Below are 24508 nucleotides of genomic sequence, written 5' to 3'. Positions count from 1 at the left end.
TGCTGGATACAGAATGATCATATCGTATCACAGACAGACTTGCAGCCCCCTCATGACCGGAGGGGTGGTCCTTTCGCTCCGGCCCCCGGTCTCTGTATCCAGCTATACCTCCGTGTTCACAAAAATTTCAAACTATCAAGTCTGCTTTTTGTAATTTATATATTGACTTTCGCGTGAGCCATGCTAAAATAGAAACAACAAAATTGGAACACGAGGAGCGTGTATCAAGATGGGATTTCTGACTGGCAAGACCGCGATCATCACCGGCGCTGGCCGGGCCGTGCTGAGCGACGGCCGCTGCGGCTCCATCGGCTACGGCATCGCCACCGCCTACGCGAAGGAGGGCGCGAATCTGGTCATCACCGGGCGCAACGTCAAAAAGCTGGAGGACGCCAAGAACGAGCTGGAGTCCAAGTATGGCATCCGGGTCCTCCCCATCCAGGCCGACATCAACGCCGGCGCGGACAATGAGGCCACCGCCGCCGCCGTGGTCCAGCAGGCTGTAGACACCTTCGGCGGGATCCAGGTCCTGATCAACAACGCCCAGGCCTCCGCTTCCGGCGTGCCTTTGGCGGAGCACACCACCGCCCAGTTCGATCTGGCCCTCTACTCCGGCCTGTATGCCGCATTCTATTATATGAAGGCCTGCTACCCCTATCTGGCGCAGTCCAAGGGCAGCGTCATCAACTTCGCCTCCGGCGCGGGCCTGTTCGGCAACTTCGGCCAGTGTGCCTACGCCGCCGCCAAGGAGGGCATCCGGGGCCTGTCCCGGGTGGCCGCCAACGAGTGGGGCAAGGACGGCATCAACGTGAACATCGTCTGTCCCCTGGCCTGGACTGCTCAGCTGGAGCAGTTCGAGAAGGCCTACCCTGAGGCCTTCAAGGCCAATGTGAAGATGCCTCCTCTGGGCCACTACGGCGACCCGGAGACGGAGATCGGCCGGGTGTGCGTCCAGCTTGCGATGCCCGACTTCAAGTATATGTCCGGCGAGACCCTCACGCTGGAGGGCGGCATGGGCCTACGTCCCTGATCTCACAGTTTTCCTTTCTTCCTTCCTATGAATGGAGCGCCCCTGGCAGTCCTGATCCAACTGCCGGGGGCGCTCCATCTCTTTTTCCACTATTCTATTTCACTGGCCGCCGTCGATCACATAGCAGGCACGGCCCCGCGCCTTGGCCCGATAGAGGGCGTCGTCCGTCTCGGTCAAAAGCTCCGTTATGTCCTGCTGGAAGTCGGAGCACCGGGCGCCGATGCTGCACGTCACCTTCCACTCGGGCAGGAGCCCGGCGATATCCGCTAAAAATCCGTCCAGCCGCCGGGCCAGCTCCGCCCGGGTGAGGGGCCTCGTGACGATCACCGCGAACTCGTCGCCGCCCACCCGGCCCACCGCGCCGTCCGTGGCGAAAGCTGTCCGGAGGGCTTCTCCGATGCCCGCCAGCACCCGGTCGCCCGCTGGGTGGCCGAAGGTGTCGTTGATGGATTTGAACAGGTCCACGTCGATGGACAGATACCAGCCATCCAGGCCGTCCGCCAAAAGCTGGTCGCACCGGCGCAGGAACATCCGCCGCCCCATCACGCCGGTGAGGCTGTCCAACTCCCCCAGATACTCCCGATAGGCCATATAGCGGTACATCGCCAACAGCAGGAGCAGGGCGATGAAGTTCAGCGCCAGCGCGGCCAGCATGAACTGAATCTGGAGGTGGAGCAGATCCCCGCCGATCTCTCTTGTGACTGTGACCCCATGTTGGTTCAGCATATAGGATCTCCGCTGAGCGAAATAGAGTGCCGCGGCCGCCGAGATCAGCAGGCCAGTCCCCTCGAATACGGCGAACCACCAGACGATCTTCCGTTCCATCGGTATCACCGTCTCCGTCTGGTCGATGTAGCGCTGCAAACGCGCCGCCCTCCCGCTGTCCCGGACGGTCAGCAGGAGCTCTGTCAGGACCACGCAGGCCACGTCCAGCGCGAGCTCGCCCGCTCCCAGATGGAACGCCCGCGCATAGTCATAGCCATACTCCGGGAAAAAAGCCCCCATGGCCAGATAGACCAGGAACGCGTGGACATGAGTGGCGGCGCCGCCGATCAGGCCGACCCACAGCCGCTCATGCCGTCTCCCCCGCGCCGCCCGGAAGGCCAGGCCCACCAGTAGGCCGAACAGGACCCGCGTGCCCACGCTCAGGATCAGACTGGGCACCGGCGCGCCGCTGTGGAAGGGCGAGAAGATCCCATCCGCCGGCATGACATAGCTGGCGGATGCCTTGAACAGACTGGCCAGACCGAAGAGCAGACCCATCGCCGCGGCCTGCGCCGTCCCGAGCAGACAGCCCGCCGCCAGGATCGGCAGATAGGCCGTCGTGATCGAGATCGGCGGGATATGGATGTACCCCAGGAACGTGAAGGACATCAGGACCTCCAGACAGACCAGCAGGCCGAAGCCGTAGCGGGCCACACTGGTCCCCCTCTGTCTCATGCGCCTCCTCATACGCGCTTCCTCCCCTCTTTCCTCTCATGATACACCTGTCTCCATCCAAATACAACAACAGCAAAAAAAAAAAAAAAAAAAAAAAAAAATAAAAGGGGACAACCTCCGGTACGGAGGCTGTCCCCAGGCGTATCACGCGATGCGGTGTTACTCCGCCACAGGAGTGAAGAAGATCGCGTTCCGGCCGGTCTCGTCAGAGAGCAGGGCCAGGACACAGCTCTCGCCGCCGTCCTGCGTGAAGAACATGGCGGCATACTTCAGGTCGTTGTCCGGGAAGTCGATGCCCAGGTTCAGGGAATCATCGGTGACATAGTAGGTGCCGTTCAGCGTACCGCCGCCCTGGACCATATCGACCTCAGAGTCGGAGGTGAAGTCCAGCTGGAGGGTGCCGCCGTACTGCTCCAGCGCGGCGTCGTAGTCCGCCTGCTCCATGTTCTCGCCGTCCAGATAGCCGCCCATGAACTCCCAGGAGGAGCCGGCCAGCCAATCGGGCACCATCACCACGTCCTCGTCGTTCAGGATGCTGAACAGGCTGTCCTCAGCCAGGCCGTCCGGAGCGGTGGTCTCGGCGGGAGCGGTCTCCTCGGGGGCCGCGGTCTCCACAGGAGCGGGAGTCTCGGCGGGCTGATCCGCGCCGGCGCCGGAGTCATCGCCGCCGCAGGCCGCCAGGCCCAGGCTCATCACGGCCGCCAGGCCGCAGGCAAACAGTTTCTTCTTGTCCATGATCGTTTCCTCCATCCATTTCATTCCAGTTTCTGATATCCTGTTCATACGACGGTGGTGTAGATCTCACCGTCAGAGCAGTCGAACAATACCGCGTCGGACAGGGCGTAGTGGTCCATGGCGTCCCGCATCTCGTACACCATGGCGTACTGTCCGTCCGGGAGGGCCATCTCTCCGAAGGCGGTGTCCGCCGTCACCGAGAAGGTCTCCGCTGTGTAGGGCTCGAAGTCATCGTCGCCGGAGAAGCTGGACAGATACCAGATCGTGGTCAGCTCGTCCCCCGGCTCCAGGAGCCGCAGCTCCTTGTCGGCCATGCCGTTGTCGTCGATGCCCCGCCGGGCGCCCAGGATGCTCCACTCCTCCGCACCGAAGTCGTAAGCCACCTGGAGGGCGTAGGGCTCGTCGTTCAGGAGCACCGGCACCGAGTAGAGGTTGTAGTCCTCGCTCTCATAGCTCAGCTCCATATAGGCCAGATGGCCGTCGATGCTCCCCCACACGCCCCGGAAGTTGTCGGAGAACACGCCGTTCTCCCAGTCGGCCTGCATATCGTTGTCCGTGCCCAGCAGGAGCATGGAGTCGCTCTCCTCGTCCACATAGTAGAGGGAGAAGCCGATGCCCGCCAGGATCGAGTCGGCCTCCGGGCCCAGAGTCAGGAAGGACGTGCCCTGATCGTCCACGTCCAGCGGAGCGCCGTCCCAGCCGGTATCCAGCAGGCTGGGGACCTTGGGCAGTTCCTGCACGTCCAGGCCGGAGAGGTACTCCATGCCGCCCTCGTCCAGCTCGCCAGTGAGCTCGTAGGTGTAGAAATACTTGAACGCTGTGCCGGTGCCCTGATCGATATAGCCGTTCAGGTCGTCGATGTCGCCGTTATAGGACCAGTAGCAGGACAGGCCCGTGGCCTCTGTCCGGTAGGGTCCGTTCACCCGGTAGGCCACGCAGGCGTCCAGGGCGTCCTGCACGCTCTGGGCCGTGCCCAGCAGGTCCATGCTCTGACGGGCCAGATGGCCCAGGTCCACCATGTTGGTGTAGCCCTGCTCCTTCGTGTTGCCGCCGTAGTTCTCGCTCTGGGCGGCGGCCCGGGCCATCCGGGACAGGAAGCCCGGATCCTCACAGGCGGCGGACAGAGCCTCCGCGCCGAAGGCCTCGTAGGCGTCCAGCAGATCCCCCACCTTGGAGAGATCCGTCAGGGACAGGGTCGCGCCGTCCTGCGTGCCGACGGCCTCACAGCCCGCGTAATAGGCGTCGCAGATGATCTTGCCCAGAGCCTGCCCGTCCATGGACGGGTCATCGGCCAGGGCCCCCACCCACTGGGAGTAATACCAGCCGTTGGCCGGCTCTGTCTCCTCGGAGGCCACCAGCCAGCGGGACAGGTCCGCGAAGGTCCCCGCCACGTCCACCGTGGCCATCAGGCAGGTGTCGAAGCCCACCAGCTCCAGCGGCGGGTCCGCCTCGTCCGCGTCCCACACGCGCGTGAAGGCGTCCCGCATCTCGTCCAGCGTCAGGGCGTCGTAGCCGTAGATCTCGTCGAAGGCCGCGCCGGAGACCGAGCCTCCGCCGTGGTCCCAGAACACCACCGCCGTCTTTTCCGCCGGATAGTTCTCCTTCGCGTAGCTCAGGAAGTCGGCCAGAGTGTCGGCCTCGCCCATGCTGGCGGAGGGCTGTTCGTCCACCAGCGTGAGGCCCTCGCTGTCGTACACATAGCGCTGGAGCTTGGAGGCGTCCACCACGTCATTGTTCCACGTCTGGGCGCCGCCGGTCTCGATGACTACCTTCACGTTCTCGGGCAGCTCCACCTCCAGCAGCTCGCTCAGATCGCTGGTGGCGAAGCCGCCGTTGGACTCCAGATCGCTGCCGCAGAGATACCAGTAGACCGCCCAGCTCCCCGCCTCGCCCTCGGAGGCGGACGGCGTACCGGCGTCGTCGCCGCCGCAGGCCGTCAGGCTCAGGAGCTGAGCCGCCGCCAGAGCCAGAGCCGCTGTTTTCCGCTTCTCCATGGTCGCCTCCTCTCGGTCAGATGCCCAATAGCTGGCGCTTCTTCGCCGTGAACTCCTCTTCCGTCAGGATGCCCGCGTCCAGCAGGTCCTTGTACTTCTTCAGCTCCGCCGCCACATCGTCGGCGGAGGCCGCGGAGGTCGTCTTTTTCTGCCCCGGCAGGACCACCTTCTTCACCGTCTTGGGGGCGGCGGAGGGCTGCGCCTGCGGCTTGGGCACGGACTTCGCCGCCGGAGCCGCCTTCGGGGCGGGCGCGGGAGCGGGCTTGTCGCCGTTCCAGTACTCCTTGGCGTTGGGGTCCATGAGCTGGATCAGCGCCACCGCCAGATCGTAGAGCTTCCTGGTGGTGCTGGTGTACTCATCCAAAAAGCTGTCCGCGCTGGGATAGTCGCTGTTGAAGCTGGGGCACGACACCGTCTCCCGGAAGGACTTCCAGTAGGGATGGCGGAACGTCACCTCCACGGCCAACTCCCGCACGGGGTCCGCGTCGAAGCTGGGACGGGGACGGTACGGCCGGGGCGGCGGGGGCGGGGCTCCGTGGTCCCGATCGCGGTCCCGGTCCCGGCGGTCCATCATCTCGGCCAGACGCTCCATCTGTTCGAACTGCTGGCGCTGGAGGTTGAACTGGTCGATGCGCCCCCGGAGGGCGTCCACCTGAGCGGGCACGTCGCTGTCCCGGCAGAAGAGGCCGGTGGACTTGCCCTCATACAGCGGCTGGCCGTTCTCGGTGATCCGGAAGGACACGATGTCCCTGGCCTCCAGCACGATGGCGTCGTCGCTCCCCCGGACCCGCAGGAGCCGGTGGGTGCCGTCCAGGATCAGGTCGCCGCTGAACAGGCCGAAGCCGTAGCGGTAGGTCTCCGTGAACCGCGCCCGGAGCGGGGCGTTGGCGTCGTAGAACTCCATGTATTTTTTCAGGTCCTCCACCGTCATGTGGTCGATCGCGCCGGCGGGGAGGTCCACCTTCTGGTCGCACTCCTTGCAGATCGGCATGCCCTCCACCTTGGTGGGCAGGAGCCGGGGCGTGGGCCCTCCGCAGAGCGGACAGAGCTTCTTCTTGTTGCTGAACAGTCCCATCGTGTCTCCTCCTCCGGACCGTCAAAAGGTCCTTCGATTCGATCCCATCATAACAGTTTTTCCGACCCAGCCTCCTCCTCCCGGCCCGAAATGTCGTCCTGATGGCCTGAAATGCAGGATACCGCGAAAGCCCCCCGCCCGTTTTGGGCGGGGGGCTCAGCGTGTCGAACAAGTTCGACACGCTTCTCAGAAATGGCTTTGCCATTTCTTCGATAGGATACAGGCCGCCGCGCGCACTCGCTGCGCTCGCACACTTGCGGCCTGAGAAGAGTTTTTTCTGAGGCACATGTCCTCAGAAAAAACGCCTTACATTTTATTCCGCCACCTGCGGGTGACGGAACTCTGCGAGGCTCCCGCATCGCTCAACGGGAGAAATGACTTTTTTGACAGTCTGAGCCCCCCGCCCGTTTTGGGCGGGGGGCTCTCGTATCTGAGACAGTTTACCTGCCCTGATCCATCCGATAGAGGAAGGTCACGATCTGGGCACGGGTGCAGGGCGCGCCGGGGCCGAACTTGTCCTTGCCGACGCCGGAGGTGATGCCCTCCCGCACGGCCCAGGACACCGCGCCGGCGTAATACGCGCCGGCGTCCACGTCGGCGAAGGAGCCGCCGGAGACCGCGGGAGAGCCCGCGATCCGGTGCAGGATCGCCACGGCCTGGGCCCGGGTGCAGGGCAGGTCGGGGGCGAACTCGTCCTTGCTGACGCCGGAGACATAGCCGTTCTCCGTGGCCCACAGGACCGCCTTATAGTAGTAGGCGTCGGGGCTCACGTCGGTGAACTTGAGGCTGGTGGTCTTGGGCTCCGGGGAACCGGCGGACCGCCACAGGAAGGTGACGATCTGGGCCCGGGTGCAGACCATATCGGGGGCGAAGAGGCCCTTGCCCACGCCCTCAGTGACGCCCTCGTCCACGGCCCACATGACCGCGTCATAGCACCAGCTTCCCGCGGGCACATCGGTGAAGCCCTTGGCGGGCCGGGACTCCTTGACGAAGGAGACGCGCACGTCCACCTTGCCGCCGGGCATGGTGAAGCTGTACTTGCCATTGCCCTTGTCAGTGAGCTTCACGGTGTCGCCGTTCTTGTCGGTCACGCGGATCTGGTCCAGCGCGTAGCCGTCCTTGGGATCGACCGTGATGGTCACGTTGGAGCCCTTGGAGGCGTTCTTGGGGGTCACGGTGACGGAGCCGCCCTCGGTCTTGGCGGGGGCGCTCACGGGATAGGTGGGATCGTCATCGTCCCGGCTGGAGCCGCCGGAAGTGTTCCCGCCGGAGCTGTTCTGGGTCCAGTGGGCGTAGACCTCCGTCACGTCGGCGCTGAACTCGGTGCTGGTGGTCACTTTCGTGCCGCCGGTGAGAGCCGTGAACCAGCCGTCGAAGCGGTAGCCGCTCCGGGTGGGCGTGGGCAGGTCGGTCAGCTTGCCGTCCTTGGTATACATGCTGGTGGGCGTCACCGTGCCGCCGTTGGGCTTGAAGGAGACGAGATGCGTGGCCTCCACGATCACGTCGCAGCAGGCCGTGAAGCCGCCGTCCTTGGTGGTGACGGAGATCCGGGCCTTGCCGGGGGCCACGGCGGTGACCTTGCCGTTCTGGTCCACCTTGACCACGGACTCGTTGTCAGAGGCCCAGGTCACGTCTTTGATCGTGGCGTTATCCGGCTGGACCGTGGCCATCAGGGTCGCAGTGTCGTGGACCTTCTTCGTCAGCTCGTACTGGTCCAGCGTCACACCGGTGACGGGCTTATCATCTGTGCCGCGCTTGGTGAAGGTCGCTGTGACGGTCGCGCTCGGCTGATCACCCACATAGGCGGTCGCCTTGATCACGGTAGTATCGTTCAACTCGATATCGTCCTTGCAGGGAGCCGCAGTATTGCTGGCCGGAGTGATCTCCAGCTGAGCGGTATCACCAAAGCTGTATTTAATCGTGGAGTTCGGGGTCAGTCCGGAGATCTTCACCGTCACATTGTCGGTGAAATAGCCGCCGTCAGGCTCGATGACCGGGGCCGCGACCGTCGTGTCCGTACTGTCCCGCACGATCTCCAGATACTTGTAGCTGTAACTGCTGCTGATCTTGCCGTCCTCGGGGACCACAGGAGCGCTGCCGTCGGTATTCTTGCTGGCCTTGACCACCTTGGCCTTGTACAGAGTGGGCACGGTGGACATGGCGTAGCTCACAGGGGATCGGTCATTCGTGGCCGTGCCGCCGCTCACGATAAGGTGGCAGTCGTTCACCGTGATACTGCTGGCATAGATGCCGGGCACCCACGCATTGCCGCGGTTGGTGGAAGTGCCGCCGGTGATTGTAAGCTTGTTGTCGGTGTTGTCGTTGGTGAACGTCAGCCGGCCGCTCACGAAGATGCCGTAGCTTCCGTAGGCCTGACCTGCCGCGCCGGTGATGGTGTTCTCGCCCCGCACCATGATGGTCAGGTCGTGCTTGGAGTAGATGCCGCAGGCGTCTTTGATGGTGTTGGTGTACACACGATTGCCCGCGCCGGTGATGTTCGCGCCGTTCAGCGTCAGGGTCTTGGTGCTGGGATCATAGGAGATCTTGCTGTCGCCCAGCACGGCGTCCTTGTTGGCGCTGGTGATTTGAGTAGCGCCCACCCAGACGCCGTAGGCGAGCACATAAGCGTCGATGGTCACGTCCACTGCGTTAGAAGCCAGCGCCGTATCCGTCGCCTTTACGCGGATGTGATAGGTACCGGGCACCAGACCGGTGATCGTATCGCCGCTCACGGCAGTCCAATCAGAATCGTCGGACTTCCGGTATTCCATCGCAGTATCCACGCCGGTGATCTTGCCGTTGTTGTTGGAGTCGGTCGTGCAGCCCACGCCCGCAAGGCCCGTCGGAGCGGCCGGAGCGATCTTCTGAGTCGGGGCCATCAGCGTGATCGCGGCATTCGCGGTCGGAGTGCCGGACACGGTGATCTGAGTGTAGCTGTTGCGGGTGACGGAGATCCCGTTCACCGCAGAAACGGAGTAACCCTCCGGGAAATAGTACCCCCCGTCTGCCGTGTAGACTACATCCACGATCGCGCCGCTGACGTTCTGCGTCGTCTCGCCGGATCCCGTCGTCTTGGTCATATGCCCGCCAGCGGTGATGGACACAGTGTAAGTGGTCGGGGTCGTGCCCTTAGGCGCAACATTCACATAACACTCTGTCAAATTCGACAAATCTGTTTTCACAGTTGCCTCTGCCGCACTCGCGCCAGCTTTGACCTCGTGGTCTGCGCTGACCGTGAGCGTACCATCGATGGCCTTCTTCCCTGTTGCCGCCGTGGCGGTCAGAGTCGCTTTATCCTTGACCTCGACATTACTCAGGATCGCTCGATCGGAACCGCTGTTCGTGGCCGTCACATTCGTGCCTTCGCCCGTGATCGTGATCGTACCGTTTGTAGCGTGCATTGCCTGAGCGGTGCCGGTCTGGGTCGCCATGACAGTAGCGCCGCCTTGGATGGTGATGTCAGACTTCACGTAAAGCGTAGTCATCGCACCATCGCTTTCAGCCGTCAAACTGCCCGTTCCGGTGATCGTAAGTTTAGGGGTCCCACTACTAGAGGAAATATAGACCGCGTTGCTGGAGACATCGATCTTATTCGTCCCCGACAGCTCGATAGTCAGGTCCTCTGATGCCTCGATGCCTCTTTCGGTAGTCGACTCGATCTTCGCATCCTTCAGCGTCAGAGTCCCGGTAGTGGGATCATAGGAGACTGTACCGCCGTCGTTCAGCACGTCGCTCTTGTTGACGCTGTCGATCGTCGTGCCTTTGACTTTGACGTTGTAAGTATCCGCAACTGTGAGCGTGATGTCCGCAACAGAAGCGTTACTATCCGTCACTGTGACGTTCTGGTCGGAACTGGCATTATAGCCATCCTTGGTGGCCTTGACAGTATAAGTACCAGCCGCAACATCGGTAAAGCTATATCCGCCATCACCGCCAGTAATAGTGTTCTTCACTTCCGAAGATCCGGAAGTGCCAGCTTTGCAAAGCTGGACGGTCGCGCCGGAGATGCCGCTACCGCTCTGACCCTTGACCGTGCCGGAGACGGTGTATGTGTCAACGGTACCGGGGGTGATGCTCACATACTTCTCGCTCCCGATGCTTGTAACATCAGCCGTACTGGATGCGTCAGCGCCCGCCTTGATCGTATGGGCATCCGTATAGTTACTCAAATCAGGCGTCTCCATGAACGCGGCGGCGGTACCGCTCACCGTCACAGTGCCGCTCTTGATGGCAGGGATATTTCGCTTCGAACTGCCATTGCTATATCCGATGCCATACTTGGCGCCTTCCGCTTTGACGGTGGCGTTGTCGATCGTGATCTTACCAGCAGACGAGTTATTTGCGATACAGATGCTGCCCTCGGTATCGCTCGTACTCTTGGCATTGACCGTCGCGCCGCCGGTGATCGTGATGTTCTTCCAGACCCAGATCGCATGATTCTTTCCCGTGGCATTCAACGTACCGTTGCCTGTGATCGTCAGGCAGGGTCCGTCGGTAAATCCTGCTTCGCCATTGATTGCGCTATTATTAGTGCTGGTGATATCGTTCGTACCTGCGAGTTGGATCGTCAAGTGTGGGGTCTTATTTGATTCAGAATACGACCATTTTATCGCCTGAGCATCAGTAGTGACAGCGAAATCATGCAGTTCCAGCGTACCTTCGTGAAAATAGGCATACCCGCCGCTGGAAGGCGCGGAATCCGTTGCCGTGCTTGCGCCCTCAACAAGATACTTTCCGCTCGTCAGATTAACACCGCCAACTCTCACGCTCGTCGCCGGACTCGTCGCCGCCATCGCCGCGGTGGGCAGAAGGCCCAGCGTCAGGCAGAGCGCGGTGAACAGGCTCAGGAGCCGCTTCTTCGTCCTCATTTCCATTCCTCCTTTTTGATCTCGAATCCCATGATCGTCCCGGGCAGGTAGAGCCACGGCTTGCGCAGGGCCTCGTTGTAGAGGTCCACCGCCTGATGCCAGATGCTCTCGCTCCGGGCCAGTACCGCGGCGGCGTCCGGGTCGCCCCGTGCCTCCCCCGCCCGCCTCTGACAGGCGGCGAGCTGGGCGGCGGCGCTCTCTACGGTGCTCCTCCGGGCGTTCAGGACCCGGCGCGCTTCCCAAAACCACAGGACCACGAAGGCCCCGCTGCTGATGATGGCCAACAGCCACGGTATCCATGCCGGCATCTCGTCTCATCTCCTTTCCGCGCAGAGGCGCCATCCATCGAGGACAGCATAACAGCTTTTTCCGTCCCCGGCGGGCCGTCCGCCCGAAATGCGCCCCACAGGCCCCGAAATGCGTCTTTTTTCTGGAAGATCCCACGATCCTGTGGTAGAATAAGCTCGAAGCGTCGTGCCCTTCGACCGGATCCGGATCCGTGGGCGCGGCCGGAGGGAGGCGTCGGAATGTACATTGCGGTGTGTGACGATCAGGCGGAGGAGCTGGCGGCTCTGGCGGGCCTGCTGGAGCGCTGGCAGGCGGAGCGGGGCCATCCCGTGCGGACGCGGACGTTCCAGAGCGCGGCGGACCTGCTGGACGCGGCCCAGCGGGAGACGTTCACCCTCTATCTGCTGGACGTGATGATGCCCGGCATCGACGGCATGGAGGCCGCCCGGGAGATCCGGAGCTTCGACCGGACGGCGGAGCTGGTGTTCCTGACCTCCTCCCCCGGCTTCGCCTACGAGAGCTACGGGGTGGACGCGCTGGAGTACCTGCTCAAGCCGATCGGGGCGAAGCTCCTCTGGCCGATCCTGGACCGGCTCTATCTGCGGGAACAGCGGCCTCAGGACGGCCTGACCCTCAAGGCGGGGAACACGCTGGTGCGGGTGCCCTTCTCCCAGCTCGCCTATGTGGAGGTGAACCGGAAGCGGCTCTACTTCAACCTGACGGACGGCCAGGTGCGGGAGGTGGCCGGCTCGCTGAACGAATACGAGGACCAGCTCCTCTCCCGGGCGGAGTTCACCCGGATCCACCGGTCCTACATCGTCAATATGCTCCAGATCGAGGAGCTGTCCCCGGCGGGGGTGCGGACCTTCTCCGGCAAAGATCTGCCGGTGTCCCGCCTGCTGTTCCCCCAGCTCCAGAAGGACTATATGGCCCTGCTCTTCTCCGACCGGGAGGAGGTGGACGGATGACGCTGGCAAGGGCTCTGGGGGTGTTCAACTACGCGCTGGTGCTCCTGTTCGGCCTACAACTCAGCGTGGCGATCGCCGGCGGGTGCCAAACGGCCCGGCAGAGGCGGATCATGACGGCGCTGGCCCCCCTGTTCCTGCTGATCCAGAGCCCCTGCTGGCTGATCCTTGGGGTGTCCACGGTGAAGCAGCTCTATCCCCTGATCGTGCATCTGCCCCTGACGCTGGCCCTGATCTTGGTCCTGCGCAAGCCGGTGCTGGAGGCGGTGGTCTGCACCTGCACGGCCTATCTGTGCTGTCAGCTCCCCCGGTGGGTGGACATGGCGGTGACGGGGCTGTCCCGCTCGGCCCTTCTGGGCGAGATCAGCTATACCCTCTGCATCGGGCCGATCCTGTGGTGCCTCCTGCGGTGGTTCGTCCGCTCGGCCCGGGAGGCCATGACCTGCTCCCGGACGGCGCTCCTGCTGTTCGGCAGCCTTCCGGTGACGTACTATGTGTTCGACTACGCCACCACGATCTACTCCGATCTGCTCTATTCGGGGCTCTACGCGGTGAACGAGTTCCTGCCCACGGTGCTGATCCTGTTCTATGTGCTCTTCCTGACGGCCTACCACGTCCAGACCCAGCGGATGAGCCGCGTGGAGATGCAGACCTCCATGCTGGAGTCCCAGCTCAAGCAGTCCCAGCTGGAGATGGACGCCCTCCGCCGGTCCGAGACCCAGACGGCGGTGTACCAGCACGATATGCGGCACCACCTGAACATGATCGACGGCCTCCTGGCCGCCGGGAAGCCGGAGCAGGCCGCCGCCTACATCCACTCGGTCCGGGCGGACATCGAGGCCATCACGCCCCGGCACTTCTGTGAGAACGAGACGGTGGGACTGCTGTGCTCCTCCTTCACGGACAAGGCCCAGCGCATGGGGGTCCTGCTGACGGTGAAGGCCAAGGTCCCCCGGGATCTGCCGATCTCGGACACGGAGCTGTGCTCCGTGCTGTCCAACGGGCTGGAGAACGCCCTCCGGGCGGTCTCCGAGCTGCCGGAGGGCGAGCGCTGGGTGGCGCTGACCTGCGATGTGCGGCTGAACAAGCTGAGGATCCAGATCCGCAACCCCTACTCCGGGGAGCTGGTCCTGCGGGACGGCCTGCCGGTCTCCGGCCGGGAGGGGCACGGCTACGGCTGTCAGAGCATCCAGGCGATCGCCCGGCGCCGGGGCGGCCTGTGCGAGTTCAGCGCCTCCGGCGGGGTGTTCCAGCTCCAGTTCATGCTGCCGGTAAAGCCGGCCTGAGCCCGCCCGCCGATCGTGCGATCCTCCGAGATCGTAAACCATTTTCAAATTTTAGTTGACGATCGACCTCCGCCGTGGTGTAATAGGGGCAAGTCAAAGCGCCCCGACCGGGGCCAAGGAGGTCTTTTGTCATGAACGATACTGCCGCCACCCCCACTCCCCGCTCCTCCGCCAAGGTGCGGGAGCTGTGCTATGCCGGACTGTTCGCCGCCGTGATCGCGGTGATGGCCCAGATCTCGATCCCCATGCCTCTGGGCGTGCCCATGACCATGCAGACCTTCGCGATCACGCTGGCCGCGGTGGTCCTGGGCGCCCGGCTTTCCACCCTCTCCACGGTGATCTATCTGGCGCTGGGTGCGGTGGGCGTGCCGGTGCTGGCCAACCTGTCCGGCGGACTGGACAAGTTCGTGGGCCCCACCGGTGGCTTCCTGATCTCCTTCCCCCTGATGGCCCTCCTGATCGGTCTGGGGGCGGAGCGGTATGAGCGCTCCAAGGCCCTGTTCGTGCTGGCCCTGATCGCGGGCACGGTGGTCAACTATGTGGTGGGCGTGGTGATGTTCTGCCTGCTCACCAAGAGCACGGTGATGGTGGGCCTGACCGCCTGCGTGTTCCCCTTTATCCCCACTGCCGTGATCAAGGCGGTGCTGGCCTCCGCGATCGGCTTCACGGTGCGGAAGCGCATCCCGGGGCTGGCCCGGTGAGCGCCCCGATCCCCCTGCGGCCCCACCACCTGCTCTGCACTCAGGGCTACTCCGGGAAAGGATACAGCGCCGGCTTCGTCTCCCACATGGACGCGGTGGTGGACCGGCTCCGCCATCAGCCGGGGACCAAGATCCGCCTGACCTTCTCCACGGACGCGCTCTGCGCCCAGTGCCCCCACAAAGAGGGCGAGGACCTCTGCGCCACCCAGCAAAAGGTGAAGGGCTTCGACCGAAAGACCGTGGAGGCCTTCGGCCTGGAGGAGAAGGAGTATGTCTATCAGGACCTGATCCGCCAGATCGACGCCCGGATGACGCCGGATCTTCTGGCCCATATCTGCGAGGGGTGCAGCTGGTTCCCGGTCAGCGCCTGTCGAAGGAACATCTGCGGGGCGGGATGAGGCCGTCCCATCCATCTCCATATCGTCGAAACGGGAGCCGGCGCGTGTGCGCGCCGGCTCCCGTTTCCTGTCCCTCTCATGTTCTCCCCCCGATCCGCATATGGTCCAGAGAACGAACATCATCAGGGAGGGATCGTTTATGCGATTTTTGATCGTCCGGCGCAAGGCGCTCACGGTCGTCGGCTGTCTGCTGGCCGCGGCCCTCATGTTCACCGTGGTGGACCATCCCGCCATCGTGGGAGCCTCCACCACCGCCCGCCAGCTCCCCATCTACTGCGTCCAGCGGGACCAGAAGCTGGTCTCCGTCTCCTTCGATGCCGCCTGGGGCAACGAGGACACTCAGACGCTCATCGACATCCTTGGGAAGTACGACGTGAAGGCCACCTTCTTCGTGGTAGGGAGTTGGGTGGACAAATATCCGGAGTCGGTGAAGGCCCTCCATGACGCGGGCCATGAGGTCATGAACCACTCCGATACTCATCCCCACATGGGCCAACTCTCCGCTGAGGAGATCGCCGCCGACGTCCAGGCCTGCAATGACAAGATCGAAGGGGCCACCGGTGTGCGCCCCACCCTGATCCGCCCGCCCTACGGGGAGTACAACGACACGGTGATCGCCACGATCCGCTCCCTCGGCATGGAGCCCATCCAGTGGGACGTGGACAGTCTGGACTGGAAGGAGATCTCTGCCGATGAGATCGTCCAGCGGGTCATGTCCAAGGTCCAGCCCGGCTCCATCGTCCTCTTCCACAACGCGGCGGTCCACACGCCGGAGGCCCTGCCCACCATCCTGGAGGGCCTGCTCCGGCAGGGATACCGCGTCGTGCCGATCTCCCAGCTCCTCCTGGACGGGGACTATACGATCGATCACACCGGCCGCCAGCTCCCCCTCCGGGAGAGTGCCTCCTGAGATCAGCCCCGGAGCAGGTCCCGGATCGTCTCCCCGATGTCCCGGTCGATGCAGATGGCCTGCCGCCGCAGGACGGCAGGAACATAGGCCGCGCCCTTGTTCACGCAGGCGTAGACGGCCTCCAGGTCCCGGGCGGTCATCTTCCGGAAGGGATACTTGATGATGCCGGGGGTGTTCTGTCCCACGCCCAGCTCCAGATAGAGCATCCGGCACCCCTGATGCCGCCGGCGGAAGTCCTCATAGCGGCCCGCCGCCCGGTACCAGCCCTCGTCCTGCACGAAGGTATCATCCGAGCGCAAGTCCATCTCAGCGGGCCCGCCGCACTTGGGGCAGCGGGGGATCCGTTCCGAGGGGATCTTCCCGTCCCGCTGTTCCTCCACCATCCGGCGGAGGTGGAAAGCCCGCTCCCGCGCCGATCAGGACCGCGTCGGCCCGGTCAAGGGCAGCTCTCAGCCGCTCGGTCTCCGCCAAGGAGTCGGCGGTAGACCGCGGCATCCAGATCTTTGAAAACATTGAAGATCACTCTCCTGACCGTGCTCCCCTGGTCCAGGACGGCCTTCACGGTGTCTACCGCGATGGCGGCGGCCTCCTCATTGGGGAAATGATAGACGCCGGTGGAGATACAGCAGAAGGCGACGCTCTCCAGCCCGCGCTCCCCGGCCAGTTCCAAACAGGACCGGTAGCAGGACCCCAGCGCGGCCCGGTCCCGGTCGGTGGGCACTCTCCCCCGGACCACGGGTCCCACCGTGTGGATCACATACCGGGCCGGGAGGGCATGGCCCGGCGTGAGCTTGGCCCGGCCCTCCGGCTCCTCGCTGCCCTGAGCGGCCATGAGCTTGGCGCAGTCGTCCCGGAGCTGGAGCCCCGCCGCCGAGTGGATGGCGTTGTCGATGCACCCGTGGCAGGGCTGGAAGCACCCCAGCAGGGCGGAGTTGGCGGCATTGACGATGGCGTCCGCCCGGAGACGGGTGATGTCCCCCTGCCACAGCACCAGCCGGGGATCGGCGGCGGTGGGCGTCAGGTCATCGGCCTCCACCACGCCCTTCTCTTCCCGCTCGGCTTCCAGCAGAGCGTCCTGCTCCGCCAGGAAGGCCGGGTCCAGCGGCATGGGCGGCCGCAGGTTCATCAGGCTCCGCAGGAGCCGCCGCTGGCTGTATCGGTCCCCGGAGAACTCCGCGGCGAAGGCCCGGTACTCCGGCATTTCCGTCAGCAGGGCCTGGATCAGACGGCGCTGTCGTTCCGTTCGGTCCATGGATCTCTCCTCCTTTTCTCTGTGTCGTCGTTCGATATCAAGATCGCACGATCCGGTCCCGCCGGATCGTACGCACTCTTTTGTAAGATAGGCACTAAAAGGATACCATGGTCCCATTATACCAGCATCGGAAAATCATTTCCAGGAATTTTGCAAAAAGGGGTTGCAAAGTCCAGAAGAGTGTGGTATATTTAGTAAGTCGTCTGGTGATGACGTTGAAATAGGATAAGATATCCGGGTGTGGCGAAGTTTGGTATCGCGCTTGAATGGGGTTCAAGAGGCCGCTGGTTCGAATCCAGTCACTCGGACCAAAGGAGCAACGAATGTTGCTCCTTTTTATTTTTCCGAAAATGGCGGCCCACCGATAAGAACAGAGCCCTGTGTAGATGGATCGGACCGATCCCTCCACACAGGGCGTTTTTCGTCGATGCGTATCGTTTTCGTATCATCTCCACTGGAACGTGGCGATGCCATAGAGATAGATCGCCGCGATGATGGCGGGGAAGATATAGCGGAACAACGGCTTCATCCATCCCCGGACCTTCAGGCCGGTGCCGGTGTTGACCTCCTCCAGGAAGGCGTCCCAGCCCCAGCCGAACTTGTTGCAGCAGAAGAGCGCCAGCACCAGCGAGCCCAGCGGGAGCACATTGGTAGAGACGATGAAATCCCAGAAGTCCAGCCAGGTGGTGCCCGCCGCGAAGGGCTGGAACCGGAGGACGCTGAAGCCCAGCGCAGTAGTCAAGGCCAGAAGGAACACGCCGACGCCGCAGACCAAGCTCCCCTTCCGCCGGGACCAGCCGGTCAGCTCCCGGACCATGGCCAGGATGTTCTCGCAGACGCCCAGCACCGTGGACATGGCCGCGAAGATCATGAACAGGAAGAACAGCGTCCCCCACAGATGCCCGCCGGACATATGGGCGAACACCGTGGCCATCGTGTCGAACAGCAGGCTCGGTCCCGCCGTGACCTCAAGATCATAGGTGAAGCAGGCCGGGAAGATGATGATGCCTGCCAGGACCGCCACCAGCGTGTCCAGCAGGATCACATGGATGGCCTCGCCCATCAGGGAGCGTTCCTTCCCGATGTAGCTCCCGAAGATCGCCATCCCGCCCATGCCGGTGGACAGCGTGAAGAAGGCCTGGTTCATGGCGCCCACCACCACGGAGCCGTCGATCTTAGAGAAGTCCGGCTTCAGGTAAAAGGTCATCCCCTCCCGTGCCCCCTCCAGGAAGAGGCTGTGGACCGCCAGGACCAGCATCAGGACCAGCAGGGCGGACATCATGATCTTGGTGATCCGCTCCAGCCCGCTCTGGAGGTCGAAGGAGAGGATGAGGAAGGCCGCCGTCACCGTGATCAGCAGGAACCCCACGTCGATCTCAGGGGCCGCGATCATGGCCGCGAAGCTCAGAGACGCGTTCTGCCCGATCAGGAATTTAGTGAAATAATAGATGAGCCACCCGCAGACGACCGTATAGAATGCCATCAGGGCCAGATTGCCCGCCAGACACGCCCATCCGAAGCCGCCCCACTTCTGGCCGGGCTTCTCCAGCTTGCGGTACATATAGAGCGGACTGGTCTGGGCGGCGCGGCCCACAGAGAACTCCATGACCAGCGCCGGGATGCCCAGCACGATCAGGCAGAGGATATATACCAGCATGAAGCTGCCTCCGCCGTTCTGCCCGCACATCCACGGAAATTTCCACACGTTCCCGCATCCGATGGCACAGCCGGCGGATAGCATGATGAATCCCAGGCGGCTCCCAAGCTGTTCACGCTCCATAGATCTGGACCTCCCATGTTTGCTGAGGGGATATTCCTCCCCTCTATCGTATCCATTATAAGTTGGAGAACAATATTTGTAAAACCGATGATATCATGATATACTAACGAAAATATCGTTTCTACGGAGGCCCTCATGGATACGAACGTGCTCAAGACCTTCATCGCGGTCTGTGAATACTCCGGCTTCTCCGCCGCCGCGGAAAAGCTGGGCTACACTCAGTCCACCGTCTCCTCCCAGATCCGGCAGCTGGAGCGGGAGCTGGACACCACCCTCTTCGACCGCCTCTATCATAAGATCGCGCTCACTTCAGACGGCGCCGTCGTCCTCGACTATGCCCGCAGTATCCTGAAGACCCGGGAGAAGATGATGGCCGAACTCAAACGCCCGGAGCGGGTGGAGGGCACGATCCGTCTGGCCATGTCCAGCTCCGTGTGCAGCCGGTATTTCAGGGATGATCTCCTGCGCTTCCGGGCGCAGTACCCCTCCATCCACCTGATCATCTCCGAGAGCGGGACGGAGGGGATGTTCGACAAGCTGCAAAAGAACGAGACCGACCTGGTGTTCACTCTGGACAGCCACATCTATGACTCCGAGTACCTCATCTGCGCCGAACGGGAGGAGTCGGTCCACTTCATCGCGGCGGCGGACCATCCGATCCTCCGGCGGCCGGACCTTCGGCTGGAGGACCTCTGTTCGGAGGAGTTCATCCTGACGGAACACGACATGAGCTACCGGAAGCTGTTGGACCGGGAGCTGGCGGCCCGCTCGATCGCGCTCCGTCCCGTCCTGGAGATCGGCGCTCCCCTCCAGATCTGCGAGATCGTCAAAAACAGCCGGCTCCTCTCCTTCCTCCCGGATTTCATCTCCGAGGACTATGTCCGTGCCGGTCAGATACAGACGCTGGAGGTCACGGACTGCCCGGTGACGGTCTGGACTCAGCTCCTGATCCACCGGAACAAATGGCGCTCCGCCGCTTTGGACGCCTTCATCGCCTTCTACGGAGCCGTGATACAGCGACAGACATGAAACGAGGCAGGGACAGATAGACGTCCCTGCCTCGTTCGTCTCTCTGTCTTTCGGCCACTCAGCCGTCCCGGTCCTGAAGGGCGCTGTCCATCAGGAAGGCCCGCTCCAAAGCAGACCGGAAGCTCTCGGTCTGATCCCGCCCCAGCCAGGTGGCGGACCACCTGGTCTCCGCCTTCTGCCGACCTTATGCCCGTTTGACCTATACGGTCCAGCCGCTGGAGCCTAACGCGTGAGCCACGTCGTCCCTGATCGTACGATCCCATCCCATCCAGACGTAGGGGCATGGGTGCACGGCCGGATGTCATCGCGCGACCGAGATGCATTTTCTCTCCGGCATTTTGTTGTATCTTCTCTGCCTGTATGCTACAATAAAAGGGCAAATAGACGAATCCGATACAAAGGAGGCCGATGACCATGTGTCAGCGAGAGGGCGAACAGCTCCAGCAGAGGCCGGCAACGGTAGAGATCCATCGGCAGGAGGATCCGGTACAGGTCCACGCCGCGCCACAGCAGATTGAAGAGCATCGGAACTGGCAGGCCCACGGGGCGCTCCCGCCCCAGCTCGCCCAGCCAGTGCGGGTCCAGGCCGCCGCTCCCGCGCCGGCACAGGCCGGACCGGTCCAACAGCGTCAGCTCAGCCGGAAGGAACAGCGGACCCGCCAGCGGGAGGTCCGCCGACAGCAGCGGCAGGAGGCCAAGGCACAGGCACGACAGGCAGAGGCCCGCCGGAAGGCCCAGCGGGAAGAAGCCAAGCAGATGGCCGCCGCCAAGCTGCGCATGGATCAGATGATCCGGACCATGCGGGAGCAGCCCATCCCCGGCCAGCCTGCCACCGACTACGAGGCCGCACGGCCGCTGAACAAATATGCCGACCGGGGCGCCTATCTGGAGCGGGTGATCCTCACTCAGATCAAGGACGAGGCCCTGAGCCGCTATCTGCTGGGCGAAGTGCGGAACTATGAGCGGGTGGCCGCTCAGGACCACGACCAGCGGCTCCACGAACTCGAGTTCCGCCAGCGCTGTATCCCCCTCTACCTCCAGGACGTGCTCCATCAGGAGATGCCGGAGGCCATGCGGAAACAGCTGGAACGGGAGCGGCGGGACTTCTACGAACAGGGTGATGGCGCCCGGGCCGAGCGCTTTTACCAGAAGATCCGTTGGGAGATCTTCCGCTATCTGGACCAGACCCAGCAGACCCGCGCGGAGGACCGCTCTTTGCTCAGTGGAGCCCAGAAGGAGCAGTACGAGGTGGAGGTCGAGCGGCTCATGAAGCGCGATGGCCTCACCCGGGAGGAGGCTCGCCGTCAGAGGGCGGAGGATATCCTGCGCCAGCGCCGGCCCATCACTCTGCGAAAGCTGGAGGAGATACGGGCGGCCCACCTGCGTTCCCGGGAGCACGCAGAGCAGGAGTCGGAGTATTTCCACAGCCTGCAATTCGCCAACGAGGACATCCAGAAGGAGTTTTCGGATGCGCCTAAGCTGGACTGGGACAGGGCCGACCATCTGGTACGCGGGTATCTGAGCGAGGCCATGCGGGGACTCAGTTGTCAAATACGTGTCCCCAACTGCGCAGTCATGGCGCAGATCCTGGACTCCGGACGCTTCAAGACTCAGATGGAGACGCACTGCACCACTGCGGTGAACAACGAGGGCGTCCGGAAGGCCTTCTCCCAAAAATGCTTTGGCATCGCCCCGGAGGCCCTTCCGTTGGACCAGTATGAGATCTACGGCTATGCCTCTCATGGCGATCTGGTGAAGGAGAGCTCGGAGCAGAGTGAAGTAGGCCAGGGGGTCAGACAGTATGGACAGATCGTGGTCAAGCTGAGGCAAAACGCCATGAAGGGTCGGACCACCATGTCCATGGGCGACAGTCTGGACGCACTCCAGACCTCCCGCCCCAGCTTCATGGATCAGCCGGACCTCCATGCGGTGAGCCACAAGGCCCGCTATTTTCTGATCGCGGACGCCTATCGGCACAGCCAGAAGATCGAGGCGGGCCAGCCTGACCCAGTAGATATCGAACGAGCTCTGAAAGCCGGACATGTGGGCTATCTGGAGCTCCAATACCATGGCGGTGTCCGGGTAGAAGATATCGAGTCGGTGACGCTGATCGCCGACTACGCTTCTGACGATCAAAATTTCCAGCCCGAGCAGGAGATGCCGCCCGAGCTGGCCGCGCGGCTGAAGTCCCTCGGGATCCGCGCAGCAGTCGTAAAGGATGGGAGAGAACATGAACTTTAAAGTACTTTGCAGCCGCGGCGGCACCGGCTATCTGATCCAACGGGATACGGACTATTGTTACGTCGATCTGATCTCCGGCCAGTTCCGTGCCGACAAAGAGCCCGGTGTGTTCCTCAAGCTGGGCTACTTCGAGGACGTAGATCAGGCCGCGCCGGAGGTCCTGGACCGCATCGCCCAGCTCCTCCGCGACCCGGACGCTCAAGTCCGTCTGTGAACGGAGGCTCTATATGACGGAATACCATCTTCTGGACGCCGCCAGTCTGCCGCCCTTCCTGCCCTTCTTTTCTTCCGAATGGCAGGCTGGACTGCGCTCCGGCCTCCTGACTGCCGCAGGAGCAGTGGAGGACGGCGTGGCCGTCGGAGCTGCCGCCTTCCAGCGGATCGGCGCAGATGCCCGCTTGGACTATATCGCCGTCTCTCCGGACTTCCAGCGCCAAGGGATCGCCACAGGCCTGCTGTCGTATCTCCGTACGGTACTGCCCCTGCTGGACTGCGACACACTGTGGACCGATCTGGTCCATGAGCTGGGGCCGGACAGCCCCGGCGCCCGCTTGCTGGCCAGTCTTGGCGCGCAGGCAGAACAGGGCCCCGCTGTGATCTCCTGTCCTGTCTCTGCCCTGCTGACCTCCCCCATGCTGTCCCCTCTGTTGGAGAAGGAGTTCCCCAGTGTCCTTCCACTGAGGGATGTCCCGCTCCTGTGTCTGCGGGAATGTCAGTCCCTCTTGCATCATACCGGCATCACCGCCGCTCCGCTGGACTGGGAGACCTTCGATCCGGACCTGTCCTTCTGCGGTCTGAACGCTCAACAGGAGATCGACAGCTGTGTGTGTACCCTGCGGCAGGCACAGGACATCAGTGTCGAGTGGATCTATGCCGCGCCCGGTAGGACGAAACAGCTGATTTTCTCTGTCGTGGCGCTTCTTCAGACCGCCCGGACCCAGCTTCCACCCGATGCACGCTTCTCCGCGGTCCTCCTCCATCCCCGCCTCAACGATCTTCTGGTCCATCTGGCCGGTGACGCTGTGACATACCGCTATGCCACCCGCTGGACTTGGGATCTGCTGGCGGATATCGAACCGGAATAAGCAGTAAAACAGCGAGGAGCCCCAAATGGGGCTCCTCGCTGTTGTCTTATCTTCAGCGCTCTATCATACCGATCTGTGAGACGGGCCTGCAAAGGTCGGGATCTTCTCCCCCTCCCCGGTGTGCCCGGCGGCGGCCTCACGGGCGGCCTCATCCTTGGCCAGAGCTCTGGCGTTGGCCAGCATGAGCTTGATCCGGTTCTCCTGATTGATCTTGGTGGCGCCGGGGTCGTAGTCGATGGCCACCACATTGGACCAGGGGTAGTCATCCTTCAGCTTGCGGATCATGCCCTTGCCCACGATATGGTTGGGCAGACAGCCGAAGGGCTGGGTGCAGACGATGTTCGGCGTACCGGAATGGATCAGCTCCAGCATCTCGGCCGTGAGGAGCCAGCCCTCGCCCATCTTGTTCCCGTCGCCCAGATAGCCCTTGATGAGCCGGTGAAGGTCGTCGAAGGTGCCGGGGGCCCGGAAGCCTCCGGCCTCCATGGCCGCGATCATGGCCCGCTGGCACTTCTTCACATAGTCCTCGCCGATGCGGCAGAGCTTCTGCTTCAGCCACAGTCCGCCGTAGAGGTCCACGTCCACATCCCGGTTGTAGATCTTGAAGATGATGAAGTCGGTGAGTCCGGGCACCACCGGCTCCGCTCCCTCGGAGAGGAGGAACTGCTCCAAGTTATTGTTGCCCAGCGGGGAATATTTGATGTAGATCTCACCCACCACGCCCACGCGGACCTTGGGCTCGCCTTGGACGGGGATGTCCTTGAACGCCTGGACGATCCACTTGAAGTTCTCACACATCTGCTTGTAGGAGAGGCCCTTCCCCTGCTTCATGCCGTCCAGAAGGCGGTCCTCCACCTGCTGGATGGTCCGGTCGGTCTGGCCGGGCTCCACCTCATAGGGGCGGACCTGGTTGGAGGTCTGGACGATGATGTCGCCGTACATCATGGCGAACACCGCCTTTCGGATGAAGGGGAGCGTCAGCTTGAAGCCAGGGTTCTTCTCCAGGCCGGACAGGTTCACCGACACCACGGGGACGAACTCCAGCCCCGCCTTCTTGAGGGCCTTCCGCAGGAGATGGATATAGTTGGAGGCCCGGCATCCGCCGCCGGTCTGGGTGATCAGCAGGGCCACCTTATGGGGGTCGTACTTCCCGCTTTGCACCGCGTCGATCAGCTGGCCGATGACCAGCAGGGCGGGATAGCAGGTGTCATTGTGGACATACTTCTGGCCCGCGTCCACGATGCTCTTGCCGGAGGTGTTCAGGGTCTCCACCTTGTAGCCCTCGTTCTCCAGCAGGCGGGCCATCATGCCGAAGTGGACGGGGAGCATCTGGGGCATGAGGAGGGTGTATTCTTTCTTCATCTCCTCGGTGAAGAGGAGCCGACCGTTCTTGTCATATACGAGTTCAGCCATAGTGGTGTGTCCTTTCGA

General features: G+C 63.0%; 20 protein-coding genes and 1 tRNA gene. 11 read left to right on the top strand and 10 right to left on the bottom strand.

What is annotated here, in order from left to right:
• The first annotated feature begins 229 nt into the window (after positions 1 to 229).
• Positions 230 to 1030: an SDR family NAD(P)-dependent oxidoreductase gene (locus tag KQI12_RS07955; protein WP_216572439.1), complete on the top strand. Its 801-nt coding sequence runs from the start codon at positions 230 to 232 to the stop codon at positions 1028 to 1030.
• 99 nt (positions 1031 to 1129) lie between these two features.
• Here the strand turns inward: KQI12_RS07955 and KQI12_RS07950 are convergent, their stop codons facing one another.
• From KQI12_RS07950 to KQI12_RS07925, 6 genes are all read right to left on the bottom strand, one after another.
• Complete coding sequence (locus tag KQI12_RS07950; protein WP_216572438.1) at positions 1130 to 2470, bottom strand: diguanylate cyclase; 1341 nt, start codon at positions 2468 to 2470, stop codon at positions 1130 to 1132.
• Between the two features lie 159 nt (positions 2471 to 2629).
• Positions 2630 to 3205: an isomerase gene (locus KQI12_RS07945; RefSeq protein ID WP_216572437.1), complete on the bottom strand. Its 576-nt coding sequence runs from the start codon at positions 3203 to 3205 to the stop codon at positions 2630 to 2632.
• A 44-nt stretch (positions 3206 to 3249) separates the two neighbouring features.
• Positions 3250 to 5199 (bottom strand): clostripain-related cysteine peptidase, encoded by a 1950-nt coding sequence (locus tag KQI12_RS07940; protein ID WP_216572436.1) that lies wholly within the window; start codon positions 5197 to 5199, stop codon positions 3250 to 3252.
• A gap of 16 nt (positions 5200 to 5215) precedes the next feature.
• A complete protein-coding gene (locus KQI12_RS12485) occupies positions 5216 to 6274 on the bottom strand; it encodes an SHOCT domain-containing protein (RefSeq protein ID WP_253290908.1) in 1059 nt (352 codons plus the stop codon).
• A 440-nt stretch (positions 6275 to 6714) separates the two neighbouring features.
• Positions 6715 to 11142, bottom strand: coding sequence for an S-layer homology domain-containing protein (locus KQI12_RS07930; protein WP_216572435.1), 4428 nt, complete (start codon positions 11140 to 11142; stop codon positions 6715 to 6717).
• Positions 11139 to 11450, bottom strand: coding sequence for a hypothetical protein (locus KQI12_RS07925; protein WP_216572434.1), 312 nt, complete (start codon positions 11448 to 11450; stop codon positions 11139 to 11141). Before KQI12_RS07925 ends, KQI12_RS07930 begins: the two co-directional genes overlap by 4 nt.
• A gap of 219 nt (positions 11451 to 11669) precedes the next feature.
• Here KQI12_RS07925 and KQI12_RS07920 point away from each other — a divergent pair, with 219 nt between their 5' ends.
• The 5 genes from KQI12_RS07920 (at position 11670) to KQI12_RS07900 (ending at position 15690) form a co-directional block, all read left to right on the top strand.
• The gene (locus KQI12_RS07920) at positions 11670 to 12398 is read left to right on the top strand and encodes a LytTR family DNA-binding domain-containing protein (RefSeq protein ID WP_216572433.1); all 729 of its coding nucleotides are present in this window, start codon (positions 11670 to 11672) and stop codon (positions 12396 to 12398) included.
• On the top strand, positions 12395 to 13681 hold the full coding sequence (locus tag KQI12_RS07915; protein WP_216572432.1) for a sensor histidine kinase: 1287 nt from the start codon (positions 12395 to 12397) through the stop codon (positions 13679 to 13681). The genes KQI12_RS07920 and KQI12_RS07915 overlap by 4 nt, the downstream gene beginning before the upstream one ends.
• Positions 13682 to 13812: 131 nt before the next feature.
• A complete protein-coding gene (locus tag KQI12_RS07910; protein WP_216572431.1) occupies positions 13813 to 14382 on the top strand; it encodes a biotin transporter BioY in 570 nt (189 codons plus the stop codon).
• Positions 14379 to 14780 (top strand): DUF1284 domain-containing protein, encoded by a 402-nt coding sequence (locus KQI12_RS07905; RefSeq protein ID WP_371817991.1) that lies wholly within the window; start codon positions 14379 to 14381, stop codon positions 14778 to 14780. The genes KQI12_RS07910 and KQI12_RS07905 overlap by 4 nt, the downstream gene beginning before the upstream one ends.
• Positions 14781 to 14919: 139 nt before the next feature.
• Complete coding sequence (locus tag KQI12_RS07900) at positions 14920 to 15690, top strand: polysaccharide deacetylase family protein (protein WP_216572430.1); 771 nt, start codon at positions 14920 to 14922, stop codon at positions 15688 to 15690.
• A 2-nt stretch (positions 15691 to 15692) separates the two neighbouring features.
• Here the strand turns inward: KQI12_RS07900 and KQI12_RS07895 are convergent, their stop codons facing one another.
• Both KQI12_RS07895 and KQI12_RS07890 read right to left on the bottom strand, forming a co-directional pair.
• Entirely contained in the window at positions 15693 to 16073 is a 381-nt protein-coding gene (locus tag KQI12_RS07895; protein ID WP_216572429.1) for a hypothetical protein, read from the bottom strand.
• A gap of 53 nt (positions 16074 to 16126) precedes the next feature.
• Complete coding sequence (locus KQI12_RS07890; RefSeq protein ID WP_216572428.1) at positions 16127 to 16942, bottom strand: protein-ADP-ribose hydrolase; 816 nt, start codon at positions 16940 to 16942, stop codon at positions 16127 to 16129.
• A 234-nt stretch (positions 16943 to 17176) separates the two neighbouring features.
• On the opposite strand from KQI12_RS07890, the gene KQI12_RS07885 reads away from it, so the two are divergent.
• A tRNA-Pro gene (locus KQI12_RS07885) sits at positions 17177 to 17253 on the top strand.
• A gap of 134 nt (positions 17254 to 17387) precedes the next feature.
• Here the strand turns inward: KQI12_RS07885 and KQI12_RS07880 are convergent.
• Positions 17388 to 18722: a sodium-dependent transporter gene (locus KQI12_RS07880; protein ID WP_216572427.1), complete on the bottom strand. Its 1335-nt coding sequence runs from the start codon at positions 18720 to 18722 to the stop codon at positions 17388 to 17390.
• Between the two features lie 135 nt (positions 18723 to 18857).
• On the opposite strand from KQI12_RS07880, the gene KQI12_RS07875 reads away from it, so the two are divergent.
• The 4 genes from KQI12_RS07875 (at position 18858) to KQI12_RS07860 (ending at position 23077) form a co-directional block, all read left to right on the top strand.
• Positions 18858 to 19751, top strand: a complete 894-nt coding sequence (locus tag KQI12_RS07875) for a LysR family transcriptional regulator (RefSeq protein ID WP_216572426.1) — start codon at positions 18858 to 18860, stop codon at positions 19749 to 19751.
• A 414-nt stretch (positions 19752 to 20165) separates the two neighbouring features.
• Positions 20166 to 21992: a hypothetical protein gene (locus KQI12_RS07870; protein WP_216572425.1), complete on the top strand. Its 1827-nt coding sequence runs from the start codon at positions 20166 to 20168 to the stop codon at positions 21990 to 21992.
• Entirely contained in the window at positions 21982 to 22206 is a 225-nt protein-coding gene (locus KQI12_RS07865; RefSeq protein WP_216572424.1) for a hypothetical protein, read from the top strand. Before KQI12_RS07870 ends, KQI12_RS07865 begins: the two co-directional genes overlap by 11 nt.
• 13 nt (positions 22207 to 22219) lie before the next feature.
• Complete coding sequence (locus KQI12_RS07860) at positions 22220 to 23077, top strand: GNAT family N-acetyltransferase (protein WP_216572423.1); 858 nt, start codon at positions 22220 to 22222, stop codon at positions 23075 to 23077.
• A gap of 63 nt (positions 23078 to 23140) precedes the next feature.
• Here the strand turns inward: KQI12_RS07860 and KQI12_RS07855 are convergent, their stop codons facing one another.
• A complete protein-coding gene (locus KQI12_RS07855) occupies positions 23141 to 24490 on the bottom strand; it encodes a 2-hydroxyacyl-CoA dehydratase (RefSeq protein ID WP_216572422.1) in 1350 nt (449 codons plus the stop codon).
• Between the last annotated feature and the right edge of the window lie 18 nt (positions 24491 to 24508).

It is taken from the genome of Pseudoflavonifractor sp. MSJ-37, assembly GCF_018917965.1.
In the GTDB taxonomy this organism is placed as follows: Bacteria; Bacillota; Clostridia; order Oscillospirales; family Oscillospiraceae; genus Pseudoflavonifractor_A.
Note: the sequence above shows the minus strand (reverse complement) of the source record. Positions and strands in the feature narration are given on the sequence as shown.